Source organism: Amycolatopsis sp. NBC_01488 (assembly GCF_036227105.1).
Lineage (GTDB): Bacteria > Actinomycetota > Actinomycetes > Mycobacteriales > Pseudonocardiaceae > Amycolatopsis.
Map to the genome: position 1 here is coordinate 7,825,153 of NZ_CP109434.1, position 12,523 is coordinate 7,837,675.

The following is a 12,523-nucleotide window of genomic DNA, read 5'->3' on the forward strand; positions in this document are numbered from 1 at the left end:
GGTGCGGCCGACCAGCGCGATCCGGCGGGCGACGCGGCGTGGCCCGCGGGCGCGATCCGGCGCGGGCGACGCAGCGCGATGCGGCCGACCAGCGCGGTCCGGCGGCCGACGCGGCGTGGCCCGCGGGCGCGATCCGGCGCGGGCGACGCAGCGCGATGCGGCCAGGCAGCGCGGCCCGGCCACGCGCTGCTTGCCGAGGCGGCGGCGGTCGAGCGTGCGGGCACTGGCCGTGAAGTCCGCGCGGCAGGAACGTCTGCATCCCGCCGGATCCCCCGCACGCGGCCGCCGATGCGGGAAGATCGGGTGCATGCACGCCGACCTCGTCTTCACCCGCGGCCCCGTGCTCACCCCCGGCGGCCGGGCCGGCTTCGCGGCCGTCCGCGGCGACCGGATCGTCGCCGTCGGCGACGATCCGGTCCCGCTGATCGGACCGCGCACCGACGTCGTCGACCTCCGCGGCCGCCTGCTGCTGCCCGGTTTCCAGGACGCGCACGTCCATGCCGTCGGCGGCGGCGTCGAACTCGGCCGCTGCGACCTCACCGGCGCCGCCACCGTCGTGAGCTGCCTCGACGCCGTCGCGGCGTACGCCAGGGCGAACCCGCGGCTCGGCTGGCTCACCGGCAGCGGCTGGTCCCTGGACACCTTCGCGGGCGGCCTCCCCCACCGCCGGCTCCTCGACGCCGTCGTGCCGGAACGACCGGTCGTGCTGGTCAACCGTGACCACCACGGCGCGTGGCTGAACACTGCCGCGCTCGTCCGCGCCGGGATCACCGCGAGCACGCCGGACCCACCCGACGGCCGCATCGAGCGTGACGCCGAGGGCCCCTCCGGCGTCCTGCAGGAAGGCGCGATGGACCTCGTCACCCGGCTGCTGCCGCCGGTCACCGAGGCCGACAAGCTCACCGGCCTGCTGCGGGCGCAACGGCTGCTGCACTCGCTCGGCGTCACCGCCTGGCAGGACCCGCTGCTCGGCGAGTACGGCGGCATGCCCGACCCGTCGAGCGCGTACGCCACCGCGTCGGAACGCGGCCTGCTGACCGCCCGGGTCACCGGCGCGCTCTGGTGGGACCGCGCCCGCGGCGCCGAGCAGCTCCCGGACCTGCTGGAGCGCCGGGAGTCGTTGCGCGACAGCGGTTTCCGCGCCGGCACCGTCAAGATCATGCTGGACGGCGTCGCCGAGAACCACACCGCGGCGATGCTCGGCCCCTACCTGCGCACCGGCCACAGTGGACTGAGCTTCGTCGACCCGGTGGCGCTGCGCGAGCACGTCACGCTGCTCGACGCGCACGGCTTCCAGGTGCACTTCCACGCCCTCGGCGACCGCGCGGTGCGGGACGCGCTGGACGCCGTCGAAGCCGCCCGCGCCGCCAACGGCCCGGCCGATCGCCGGCACCACCTGGCGCACTTGCAGGTGGTGCACCCCGACGACGTCCCGCGGTTCCGGCGGCTCGGCGCGACCGCGACGATCCAGCCGCTCTGGGCCGTGCACGAGCCTCAGATGGACGAGCTGACCATTCCCTTCCTCGGTGACGAACGGGCGTCCTGGCAGTACCCGTTCGGTGCCCTGCTGCGGTCCGGCGCGACCCTGGCCGCCGGCAGCGACTGGCCGGTGAGCAGCCCCGACCCGCTGCAGGGCATCCACGTGGCGGTCAACCGGATCCCGTACGGCGAGGACGTGCCCGCGTTCCTGCCCGGGCAGCGGATCGGCCTGGCCGAAGCGATCGCCGCGTACACGGCGGGCTCGGCCCATGTCCACCACCTCGACGACACGGGCGAGATCCGGCCCGGCCACCGCGCCGACCTCGTGGTGCTCGACCGCGACCCCTTCGCGGGCCCCGACTCGGAGATCGGGGCCGCGAAGGTCGCGATGACGTTCACCGGGGGCCGGTGCGTCCACGAGCCATGACCGCGGGCTCGGGTTCGACGCTCACCCGCGGCCGCAGGGGCAGGTTCTCCAGCCCCTCGACGTCGAGCACCAGGAACCAGTGCGCGTTGGCCGGGATGTGGATCTTGAACATCGGTGCGGTGGCCACCCCGCCGTGCATCCGGTAGTACTGCCGGCGCCGGTAGGCCTCGAAGTTGACCTCCGTCAGAAGCCTGACGTTGGCCATCGCCTCCAGCCGGATGGTGACCACCGCGTCTCTTCGCACTTTCCCGAGATCGAACACGTTCGCTTCCATTTCGCCCCTATTCCAAGCGTGGGTTCGTACTGGCGGTCGCGGGCAGCGCGGATCGCGCCGCGCACCGCGACGGACGGAAGTTCGGCGCGGGTCAGCCGGGGCCGGTACCCGGTTCGCAAGCCCGCCAGAGCGGGACGAAGTCCCCGTGCGGCGGCATGAACGTCCGGGTGGCGCGGGGTCCGTGGCCGGGGGTGAGGAAGCCGGGCGGGACGGTGGGATTGGTCCCGCAGGCGGCATCGGCGGGCGCGGGCGACCGCCGCGCCGGCTCCGGGGCGTCACCCGGAGCGTGCTTCTGCGACGACGCGGTGGTGGCGTGAGTCGGCTGCGACCCGGTCTTCGCGACGGCCGGGGGCCCGGCGCTCAGGTCCGGCGGCGTGCAGGGCCGGTACTGGGTGGCCGCCGGGCGTGCGCTTGGGGTGGTTTCCTGCTGCGGCGGCAGGGTTTTCGCCGGGTGCGCCGGCCGGCCGAGCACGGCGACGACCGCATGCGACACGGGCAGCTCGTCTCCGGCCACGGCCGCGCCGATCGGCCGGACCACGGGGTCGACGACCGGAGTGAGCCCGGCGACGGGCTGGACCACGGGCGACGCGACGGCTCGGGCGGCACCCAGGACCGGATCGAGCACGGGAGCTGCGGCGCGCACGAGCTGGGAGACGGGATCGAGGACGGGTGCGAGGGAACGCACCCCGGGTTCGACGACGGGCACGGCGGCCCGGACGATCTGCGACACCGGCTCGAGCAGCGGACGTGCGGTGCGCACGACTTGCGAGACCGGCTCAGCCACCGGCACTACCGCTCGCACCACCGGCGAGACCGGCCCGACCACTGAGGCGACAGCGTCGACCACGGGCACTGCGGAACCCACTACGCCCGAGACCACCTCGGCTCCGGGCGCGACATCGCGCACGACCTGGGAGACTGGCCGGACTACAGGTGCACCAACACCAACCGCAGGAGCGGCGGAACGCACTGCCCCAGAAACGGGCTGTGCCACCGGTGCGACAGCGCGCACGACCTGCGAGACCGGTTCGACCACCGACTTCGCGGATCGCACCGCCTGGACCACTGGTGCACCAGCGCGCACGGCCTCCGACACGGCCCCAGTCACCGGCGAGGCCGATCGCACTGCCTGGGTGACCGGCTGGACCACGGGTGCACCAGCGCGCATCGCCTGGGACACGGACCCAGTCACCGGCGAGGCCGATCGCACCATCGGCGTGGCAATGTCCGGCACCCGGGAAACCGGCGCGGCAACTACCCGAGAGACCGGGGCCTCGGCCGCACGCACCACCGGCGCCCCGTGAGAAACAGCGGAACCGGCCGCCTGGTCCTGCGCCTGAGCCACCGGCGACGGCTGGCCGCCCAGCACACCCGCCACCACGTCGCCGACGACGGTCCGGTCGGCTGCCTCGGCGTGGGCCGAAACGAGCCACGACACCAGCCAAAGACCGGCCACCGCTCCCGCCAGGACCAGCAAGCGGCGGGCAGCGAGCGTCGCGCCAGCCTCCTTGCGGGGCCTGGTCACTGTCGGCGAACCTCCGGGTGCGGGAAGCGGGACTGGGACTTACCCTCCAACGGCCGTCGCCACACCCGCGCAACGTGCCGCCTGCCGCGACCACTCGACCGGCCTAGTGCTTTGGTGTCAGCAAGCCTGAGTCCATCGGCCACTTGGCGGAGGCGGATGAACCAGTCGCAGGCGGCCGTGCCAGTCAGGCTTCCTGAGAGCGCCGGTGGTCCGACAATGCACCCAGCGCGAGGACGCCGTGCTGGAGTCCCTCGCGGAACGTCGCGCGCTGGCCCGGGCTCAGGTCGGCGAGCAGCGCGCCTTCCACCTCGGCGACCGCCGGGGCGCAGTCGGTCAGCAGCCGGCGGCCGGTGTCGGTCAGGCCGGCCAGCAGGACGCGCCGGTTGTCCGGCTGCGGGGTGCGGGCGATCAGCCCGCGCTTCTCCAGCGCCAGCACCATCTCGTGCATGGTCTGCGGCCGCAGGAACGAACGCCGGGCCAGCTGGGCCGACGACAGCGCGCCGCTCGCCTCGAGGACCGTCAGCGCGGTGTACTGCAACGTCGTGAGCCCCAGCGGCCGCAGCGCGTCGTCGAGCAGCGCTCTGATCACCAGCTCGAGGCGTTTGACCAGGTAGAGGGTCAGCGGCGGCCGGGCAGGCTGCTGCTCCGCGGAGATGCTCACGCCGCTCATCATGACACGCGCCCGCGGCTATGCTCCGATCATGGACCTCGGTCGGCAGACCCGTGTGCGGCAGGCGTTCGACACCTTCTTCGGCCCGCCGGAACCGCCGTCCGGAAACCACGTCCTCGACCTCTTCCGCCGGACCGCGGAAACCGTGCCCGCGTACCGGAAGTTCCTGCGCCAGCACGGGATTTCCCCCGACGACGTCGGAACAATGGCCGACTTCCGGAAGCTGCCGCTGCTCGACAAGGCCGGCTACCACCGGAAGTACCCGCTGCCCGAGCTGTGCCGCGGCGGGACGTTCGCCGAGCTCGACATGATCGCCGTCTCGTCCGGGTCCAGTGGCCGGCCGACGATCTGGCCGCGCGCGCTCGAGGACGAGCTGCACGTCGCGCGCCGGTTCGAGACGGTCATGGTGGACGCCTTCGAAGCCGATCGGCGCAGCACCCTCGCCGTCGTCTGCTTCCCGCTCGGCACCTGGGTCGGCGGCCTGTTCACCACGGCGTGCGTGCGCCACCTCGCGGCCAAGGGCTGCCCGATCACGGTCGTGGCGCCGGGCAACAACAAGGCGGAGATCCTGCGCGTGCTCCCGGAGCTCGCGCCGCACTTCGAGCAGGTGGTGCTGCTGGGCTACCCGCCGTTCGTCAAGGACGTCGTCGACACCGGCCTCGCCGAAGGCGTCGACTGGCCCGCGTACGCGATCAAGCTCGTGCTGGCGGGCGAAGTCTTCAGCGAGCAGTGGCGCGAGCTGGTCGCCCGGCGGGCGGGGATCGCCGACCCGGTCCGGGACGTCGCGTCGCTGTACGGCACGGCCGACGCGGGTGTCCTCGGCACCGAAACGCCGTTGTCCGCGGGCATCCGCCGGTTCCTCGCCGGTCATCCCGGCCTCGCCCGCGAGGTCTTCGGCGACGCGCGCCTCCCGACGCTCGTGCAGTACGACCCGGCGAGCCGCTTCTTCGAGGTGCACGAGGGCACGCTCGTCTTCACCGGCGACGGCGGGATCCCGCTGATCCGCTACCACATCGCCGACGACGGCGGGCTCCTCCCGCACGCGCAGCTGCTGGAGTTCTGCGCCCGCAACGGTTTCACGCCGCCGCCCGGGCCGGAGCTGCCGTTCGTGTACGTGTTCGGCCGGTCGCTGTTCACGGTGTCGTTCTTCGGCGCGAACGTCTACCCGGAGAACGTCACCGTCGGCCTGGAGCAGCCCGGCATCAGCGAGACGGTGACGGGCAAGTTCGTCATCGAGTCGGTGGAGGACGCCGACCGCGACCGGCGGCTGCGCATCACGGTCGAGACGGCCCCGGGCGCGACCGCCGACGCCGCCGGGATCGCGGCCGCCGTCCGCACCCAGCTCGTGCGGCTCAACAGCGAGTTCGCGCACTACGTCCCGGTGGAACGGCAACTACCCGACGTCGTCCTGCGCCCAGCGGGCGATCCCGAGTACTTCCCGGTCGGGGTGAAGCACCGCTACACGCGGCCGTCCTAGGGCCGGATCAGCTTGCGGAACCGCTCGCGCCGCTCGTCGGCCGAGGAGCCGTCCGCGATGTCGTCGTCGAACCACGAGGACAGGGCCGTCCACAGCTCGGCGCAGCCCGCGAAGTCGTCGACCGTCGAGTGCTCGACCAGCTCGGCGATGTCGCCGACCAGGTGATCGAGCCGCTGGTCGCACAGGCGGACGTACTCGCGGACCACGATGTTCACGTCCAGGCCGGTCTTCGCGCGCGGGCCGGCCGCGCCGCGCAGCTGGGCGTGCAGGCGCTCCTCGCAGTACAGCGGGAATCCCGCGATCGCCCCCGGGTAGCCCGACGCCGACGACCACGCGCGGAACGCGCAGATCGCCTGGTAGCGCGTGTACCAGTCCTGCTTGCCGGTCGCCAGCTCGGTGAGCCTCCGCCAGGCGTCGCGGTCGGCCGCGCGCCAGCGGTCGAGCGTCCGGCCGTCCGGGATCGTGGCCGCGTCGAGGGCCCGGGCGCGCCAGAAGTGCGCGCGGCAGGCGGCGATCTCGCCGACGAGCTGCCGGACGTAGCTGACCTGCTCCCAGACGTGCGCGCGCTGCGGCCGCAACGGCGCGGCGCGGTCCGGGGAGAACGTCACCATCTCGAAGACCCGGAACAGCTCGTGGCCGCGCAGCGCGACGAGGTCGGGGTCCTCCCCCATCACCCACGACCGGCGCTCCGGCAGCCGGCCGCTGTGGCTGATCGTCGCGGCGTGGTAGAGCTCGCGGACGGCGCGCCGGGCCACTTCGTCCCGCGCTTCGCCGAGCAGACGCGGGTTGCGCGCGCGGTCGCGGAGGTCGCGTTCGCCGCGAGGACCGACTTCGAGCATCGCGATCGCGTACACGCTCGCCGCGTTGTAGCACTCCTCCCACGACTTGCGGGGCCCGGCGGCCTCGACGGTCTCGTCGAGCGCGCGGGGGTCCGGCGGCCAGCGCCGGCCCGGGCAGACGTCGGCCAGCCGCACGCGGCTGCCCGGGTAGGCGGGCCGCGGCTCGGGCACCGCGCCGGTCACCGGCTCGACGTCCGCCATCGCGCGCCGCACCACCGCCCAGACCAGCGACAGGTCGAGCGCGCGGTTCGTCAGCTGCCGCCAGGTGGGGCGCCACCGCCTGCCGAACCGGCGGTAGTCCGCGACGAGCCGTTCGATCTCGTACTGCGACAGCGCGCAGAAGTACGAGCGCATCTCGGCGGCCCGCTGGTTGTACTCGGCCAGCTGCGCGGGCGTCGCCTCCTGGACGACGAGCTCCTCGGCGGGCACCCGCAGCACCCGGCGGTGCAGCTCGAGCCGTTTCTCCGGCGGGATCACGTACGGCCGCACCCGCACGTCGAGGTCGACGTAGCGGCGGAAGCGCAGCTCCAGCGCCACCCGCAGCTCGGCGCGGCGCAGCGCCCGCGCGTCACCGGGCGCGCCCGCCGTCGTGCGCCGCACCCACCAGGAGCCGGCCACCGAGTCGCCGTGGCCCAGTACGAGGGCGTGCCGGTAGCGGGCGATCAGCAGCGCGACGTCGCGCCCGCGGCCCGCGTGGCGGGGCTGGCGCGCGAAGTCCGGGCCGATCCACCACCGCGCCAGCTTCGGGTGGCCGCGGCTGCACAAGGTGATCACGTCGTCGTAGGTGGCCAGCGCGTCGAGGTGCAGGTCGAGCTGCTCCTGCAGGGCGGCGATCTCGAGTCTGATGTAGACGTTCGACGGGTCGAGGCTGACCGCGCGGTAGTACTCGGCGAGGGCTTCGTCGTAGCGGCGGTGGATGATGAAGTGGTTGGCGCGCTGGTAGGCGTCGAACAGCTCGTACGGGATCTTCGCGCCCCGCCAGGCGGCCCAGTGGATGTTCGTGCGGACGTAGGCGCTGCGCGGGATGACGAGCGCGGCGACCGCGTTCGCCGCGCGGTGCAGGACGCGCGGCCAGTTCTCGTCTTCGATCACCAGCGGGCTCGCGGCGAACCGCGGGACGCGGACGAGCTCCAGGATGAGCTGGTAGCGGCCGGTGGTGTTGCCCGGCCGGACGGTGCCGGTGACGGTGAACGCGGCGGGCGGCTGGGCGAGCCGGACCAGCTTGGTGACCGCCTTCCACCACCCCTCCGCGGAGTCGCCGGCGTTCTCGACGATCTGGATGAAGTCGTAGGAGCTGCCCGCCCCCGGCACCGGGGTCGGCGTGTAGAGCCGGGAGTCGTTGAGGATCCGCTTGAACGCGGCGGTCAGCTCGACGGCGGAGTCGATCTCGCGGTCGTGGCTGCGCTCGGGACGTTCGTCGGCGAAGAGACGGATGTCGATCTGATTGGCGCGGAACGCTGCGGTCTCCAGCCGGGCCCGGCCGACGAAGTACAGCGTCAGCACCGCGGAGACGAGCACGACGGAGGTCTGCAGGACGGTCCAGGTGATGACGCTCGCGACCTTCGGGTCCCGGACGAACGTCCAGCTCTGGAAGAACGGCAGGTACGGCACGACGGCGAAGCCGGTCGCGACGAGCCCGGACGTCACCGCCGCGAGCCACCACCTGATCCGGTGAGCCGCCGGAAGTTCCGCCTGATCGAAGCCGCCGTGTCGTCGCGCGGGCACCGCCGATCACCCCCTCGTGTCGCCAGGTTACTCGCGGAGGGGGTGCGATTCGTTACGGCCCGTGATCCGCGACGTCGGCGATCACCTGGGCGTGGCACGGTTCCGGCACGCACCAGCAGCCGAGCCGCTTCCCGCGCAGGTCAGGCAGGAGGGCGAGCAGGTCGGGCCGGGACAGCAGGTACTCGCGGTACTTCTTCACGACGTCCTCGCGGGTGCCGTCCGGGCCGGGCCGGAACGGGCTGGCGAGCTTCGACCCGGCGAGGTGCCAGCCGCCGCGGTGCATCGGCCGCCCGACGTAGACGACGTCGGCGTACTCCGGGTCGTCGCGGTGGCCCTTGAGGTTGACGACGGTGGTGGGCATGCGTGCTCCTTCCTCGCCGCCCAGCCTGGCGCGACCGGCGCGGGGCCGCCAGGGGTGGGCTGCCTACGGCGTCGACGCCCGGAAATCCGCCACCAGCTCGTCCAGCCGCCGCCGGGCCCGCGCCGCGTCCGGAGCGGTCAGCGCCGCCCGCGTCGGGAGGACCGCGGTCAAGCCCCACGCGCGGCCGCGGGCCCACGTCGCGTCGTCGATGTCCAGGGCCGCCCGGAAGACCGCCCGGCCCTCCGGCGACAACACCGACCACGCCACGATCAGGTCGCACGCCGGGTCGCCCACCGCCAGGGTGCCGAAGTCGATCACCGCGCTGAGCCTGCCGCCCCGCGCCAGCAGGTTTCCCGGGGCCGGGTCGCCGTGGATCCACACCGGCGGGCGGTCCCACGGCGGAGCCGCGCGAGCCGCCTCCCAGACCGCCGCCACCGCGTCGAGGTCGATCAGGCCGGCCAGCGCCTCGATGCGCGGGGCGAGGCGGCCCGGGGCGATCGCCGAGTCGCGCTCGTCGGTCGCCGAGACGCCGCGGAACCCGTTGCTCCACTGGGGAGCCGGCCCGCCCGTGGCGTCGGCACGCTGCAGGGCTCCGAAGAACTCCGCCAGCGCGGCGGCCGGGTCCGCGACGCGGCCGGGGTCGAGCGGGCCGCCGGGCAGCCAGCGCAGCACCGACCACGGGAACGGGTAGCCCTCCCCCGGCCGGCCCTCGGCCAGGGGCACCGGGATCGGCAGCGGCAGCACCGGCGCCAGCTTCGGCAGCCACTCCTGTTCCCGCGCCACCTGACCCGTCCACCGCGCGTACCGCGGCAGCCGGACCGCCAGATCCGGCCCCAGCCGGAACGTCGCGTTGTCCACGCCCTGCGTCGGCGCCGGCTCGACCGCGAGCCCGGCCCACCGCGGGAACTGCGCCGCCACCAGGCGCCGGACCACCTCCACGGTGATGGTCGCTTCGCGGGAAGACAGCTCCAAGACACTCCTCACGCCGTCGGAAGACCCGCCGACGATCACAGCGAGCCACGGCCGGTCTGTCCACCGAATTGCGTGCCGCTGGTCCGCCTAGTGCAGATGCACTATGCTGAAGGCTCACGGTTGAGCCGTCAGCCGCTGCCGGACGTTCCGCGCCCGGGCCGGCAGGCTGCCTTGACCGGCACCGCTCCGCCCCACGTCCGGCCCGCCCCCGCTGCCCGACGAAAGGGTGCCCGCGATGGTTCCTGAACCTCGCTCGGCCGACCACGAGCTCACCACCACCGACTGGATGAACGCCGGCGGTCGCCTGTCCCTGCGCGTCTCGCGCCCCACGCCGCGCACCGTCCTCGTCCGGGTGACCGGCGAGGTCGACCTGAGCACCGCGCGCCGCCTCGACGAAGTCCTGCACTCGCGCATCCGCGGCCCGGTCGGCGAGGTCGTCATCGACCTCGCGGGCGTCACGTTCTTCTCCGTCGCCGGGCTGAACTCGCTGCTGCGCGCCCAGCTCCTCGCCGACGCCGCCGGGGCGCTCCTGACCGTCGACCCCGGTGGGTCGCGCGCGGTGCAGCGGCTGTTCACGTTGCTGCCGATGGACTTCTACGGGGTGATGAGCCCGCGGCCGGTCGCCTGACCGGTCACGCCGACGACCGGCCGAGCCGCCGGACGGCTTCGACGATCTTCGTGTTCGGCACGCCCTTCACCAGGTACTCGGTGACGCCGGCCGCGGCGAGCCCGGCCATCGAGGCGCGGTCGGCGTAGGCCGAGAACGCCAGGATCGCGGTCTCCGGGCTGAGCCGGGCGATCTCGCGCGCCGCGCGGGCCCCGCCGCCGCCCGGCATCCGGACGTCGAGGACCGCGACGGCGGGCCGGTGGTGCTCGGCGAGCCGGATCGCCTCGTCGGCGTCGCGGGCGACCGCGACCACGGCGATGTCGGGCTCCTCGTCGAGGACCTCCCGGAGGACGGCGCGGATCATCTCGTCGTCGTCGGAGATCAGCACCCGCACCTCGGTCACGGTTCCAGCCCCGGCAGGTCGGGCAGCAACGGCAGCCAGAACTCGACCGTGGTGCCGCGGGCGGGCGCGCTCGTCACCGACAGCCAGCCGTGCGCCGCTTCGGCCCGTTCGTGCATCTCGACCAGCCCGAAGTGGCCCGCGCCCGCGTCGTCGCCCGCCATGCCGACGCCGTCGTCGGCGACCCGCACCAGCGTTCCGTTGTCCACTGTGGACAGCCAGAGGTCGACCCGGGTGGCGCGGGCGTGCTTGTGGACGTTGCTGAGCGCCTCCTGGCAGATCCGGTACACGGTGATCGCGGCGGCGGGCGACGGCTCGGCCGTGAGCTCGTCGCGCACCGAGTGTGCCAGTCCCCAGCGGCCCGCGACGTCGTCGACGTAGCCGGACACCGCCTCCACCAGGCCGTGCCGGTCGAGCTCCGGCGGCCGCAGCCGGGACACCAGGCCCCGCAGCCTGCCGATGGCCGCGTCCACCGACTCGTCGAGCCGCGCGACGGCGCTCGCGTGCGGCTCCGGCAGCCGGGAGGCCAGCAGCTGCAGCCGCATGCCGACGGCGACCATGGACTGGATGGACTCGTCGTGGACGTCCCAGGCGATCCGGCGCCGTTCGACCTCCTGCGCGTCGACGAGGTGGCCGACGAGCCGGCGGCGTTCGCGCAGGGCCTGCTCGGCGTTGCGGCGTTCGGTCATGTCGCGGGTGACCTTCCCGAACCCCTGCAGCCGGTGCTCCTTGTCGAACAACGCCGTGATCACCACGTTCGCCCAGAACCGCGTGCCGTCCTTGCGGACCCGCCAGCCCTCGTCCTCCAGCCGGCCCTCCTCGATCGCGATCTCCAGCTCCCGCGCCGGCTTCCCCGCCGCCACGTCCTCCGGCGGGTAGAACACCGAAAAGTGCCGCCCGATGATCTCGGCCGCCGACCAGCCCTTGATCCGCTCCGCACCCGCGTTCCAGCTCGAAATGTGCCCACCCGGGTCCAGCATGAAGATCCCGTAGTCCTGCACGCTCTGCACCAGCAACCGGAACCGTTCTTCGCTCTCGCGCAACGCTTCCTCGGCGTTGCGGCGTTCGGTCATGTCGCGGGTGACCTTCCCGAAGCCCTGCAGCCGGTGCTGCTTGTCGAACAACGCCGTGATGACGACGTTCGCCCAGAACCGCGTGCCGTCCTTGCGGACCCGCCAGCCCTCGTCCTCCAGCCGGCCCTCCTCGATCGCGATCTCCAGCTCCCGGGCGGGTTTTCCGGAAGCGACGTCTTCCGGCGGGTAGAACACCGAAAAGTGCCGCCCGATGATCTCGCCCGCCGACCAGCCCTTGATCCGCTCCGCACCCGCGTTCCAGCTCGAAATGTGCCCACCCGGGTCCAGCATGAAGATCCCGTAGTCCTGCACGCTCTGCACCAGCAACCGGAACCGTTCTTCGCCCTTCCCCAGGGCTTCGCCGGTCAGGTCACGGGTGACCGTTTCGAACCCGAGCAGCCGGTTCCGCTCGTCGAACGACGCCGTGATCACCACGTTCGCCCAGAACCGCGACCCGTCCTTGCGGACCTGCCAGCCGTCGTCCTCCAGCCGTCCCCGTCCGGCGGCGACCCGCAGCTTCTCCGCCGTCTCGGCTTCGGGTACCGCGAGCACCGAGAAGGGCCGCCCCAGCAGTTCCGCCGCCGGCCACCCGGTGAGGCGCTCGGCCTCCGCGGTGCAGCTCACCACGCGGCCTTCCGGATCCAGCCGCACGATCGCGTGGTCGTCCATGCCGCAACTGTGCCGGATCCGCGCC

11 protein-coding genes are annotated in these 12,523 nt (G+C 73.5%); 3 read left to right on the forward strand and 8 right to left on the reverse strand.

Features of this window, described 5'->3' with window-relative positions; translation table 11 throughout:
- Positions 1-307 precede the first annotated feature (307 nt).
- Complete coding sequence (locus OG738_RS36765; RefSeq protein ID WP_329047911.1) at positions 308-1,906, forward strand: amidohydrolase; 1,599 nt, start codon at positions 308-310, stop codon at positions 1,904-1,906.
- Here OG738_RS36765 and OG738_RS36770 read toward each other — a convergent pair.
- From OG738_RS36770 to OG738_RS36780, 3 genes are all read right to left on the reverse strand, one after another.
- Positions 1,875-2,180, reverse strand: coding sequence for a DUF1883 domain-containing protein (locus OG738_RS36770; RefSeq protein WP_329047913.1), 306 nt, complete (start codon positions 2,178-2,180; stop codon positions 1,875-1,877). The genes OG738_RS36765 and OG738_RS36770 overlap by 32 nt on opposite strands.
- Positions 2,181-2,271: 91 nt before the next feature.
- On the reverse strand, positions 2,272-2,964 hold the full coding sequence (locus tag OG738_RS36775; protein WP_329047915.1) for a hypothetical protein: 693 nt from the start codon (positions 2,962-2,964) through the stop codon (positions 2,272-2,274).
- A gap of 925 nt (positions 2,965-3,889) precedes the next feature.
- Positions 3,890-4,378 carry a MarR family winged helix-turn-helix transcriptional regulator gene (locus tag OG738_RS36780; protein WP_329047916.1) on the reverse strand — a complete coding sequence of 163 codons (489 nt, stop codon included), beginning with the start codon at positions 4,376-4,378 and terminating at the stop codon, positions 3,890-3,892.
- Between the two features lie 28 nt (positions 4,379-4,406).
- Here OG738_RS36780 and OG738_RS36785 point away from each other — a divergent pair, with 28 nt between their 5' ends.
- A complete protein-coding gene (locus tag OG738_RS36785; protein WP_329047918.1) occupies positions 4,407-5,852 on the forward strand; it encodes a phenylacetate--CoA ligase family protein in 1,446 nt (481 codons plus the stop codon).
- On the opposite strand, the gene OG738_RS36790 is transcribed toward OG738_RS36785, so the two are convergent.
- The 3 genes from OG738_RS36790 to OG738_RS36800 form a co-directional block, all read right to left on the reverse strand.
- The gene (locus tag OG738_RS36790; protein WP_329047919.1) at positions 5,849-8,416 is read right to left on the reverse strand and encodes a hypothetical protein; all 2,568 of its coding nucleotides are present in this window, start codon (positions 8,414-8,416) and stop codon (positions 5,849-5,851) included. The genes OG738_RS36785 and OG738_RS36790 overlap by 4 nt on opposite strands.
- 52 nt (positions 8,417-8,468) lie before the next feature.
- A complete protein-coding gene (locus OG738_RS36795; protein WP_329047920.1) occupies positions 8,469-8,777 on the reverse strand; it encodes a DUF4326 domain-containing protein in 309 nt (102 codons plus the stop codon).
- Between the two features lie 63 nt (positions 8,778-8,840).
- Positions 8,841-9,749 carry an aminoglycoside phosphotransferase family protein gene (locus OG738_RS36800; RefSeq protein ID WP_329047921.1) on the reverse strand — a complete coding sequence of 303 codons (909 nt, stop codon included), beginning with the start codon at positions 9,747-9,749 and terminating at the stop codon, positions 8,841-8,843.
- A 235-nt stretch (positions 9,750-9,984) separates the two neighbouring features.
- Between OG738_RS36800 and OG738_RS36805 the strand changes: the two genes are divergently transcribed.
- On the forward strand, positions 9,985-10,377 hold the full coding sequence (locus OG738_RS36805; protein ID WP_329047923.1) for an STAS domain-containing protein: 393 nt from the start codon (positions 9,985-9,987) through the stop codon (positions 10,375-10,377).
- 4 nt (positions 10,378-10,381) lie between these two features.
- Here the strand turns inward: OG738_RS36805 and OG738_RS36810 are convergent, their stop codons facing one another.
- Positions 10,382-10,759: a response regulator gene (locus tag OG738_RS36810; RefSeq protein ID WP_329047924.1), complete on the reverse strand. Its 378-nt coding sequence runs from the start codon at positions 10,757-10,759 to the stop codon at positions 10,382-10,384.
- Entirely contained in the window at positions 10,756-12,498 is a 1,743-nt protein-coding gene (locus OG738_RS36815; RefSeq protein WP_329047925.1) for a PAS domain S-box protein, read from the reverse strand. Before OG738_RS36815 ends, OG738_RS36810 begins: the two co-directional genes overlap by 4 nt.
- Positions 12,499-12,523: the final 25 nt, after the last annotated feature.

Bases quoted from the DNA above. Each gene is read 5' to 3' on its own strand.
- OG738_RS36765 (WP_329047911.1), top strand. From the start codon at position 308: ATGCACGCCGACCTCGTCTTCACCCGCGGCCCCGTGCTCACCCCCGGC.
- OG738_RS36785 (WP_329047918.1), top strand. From the start codon at position 4,407: ATGGACCTCGGTCGGCAGACCCGTGTGCGGCAGGCGTTCGACACCTTC.
- OG738_RS36780 (WP_329047916.1), bottom strand. From the start codon at position 4,378: ATGATGAGCGGCGTGAGCATCTCCGCGGAGCAGCAGCCTGCCCGGCCG.
- OG738_RS36815 (WP_329047925.1), bottom strand. From the start codon at position 12,498: ATGGACGACCACGCGATCGTGCGGCTGGATCCGGAAGGCCGCGTGGTG.
- OG738_RS36770 (WP_329047913.1), bottom strand. From the start codon at position 2,180: ATGGAAGCGAACGTGTTCGATCTCGGGAAAGTGCGAAGAGACGCGGTG.
- OG738_RS36795 (WP_329047920.1), bottom strand. From the start codon at position 8,777: ATGCCCACCACCGTCGTCAACCTCAAGGGCCACCGCGACGACCCGGAG.
- OG738_RS36805 (WP_329047923.1), top strand. From the start codon at position 9,985: ATGGTTCCTGAACCTCGCTCGGCCGACCACGAGCTCACCACCACCGAC.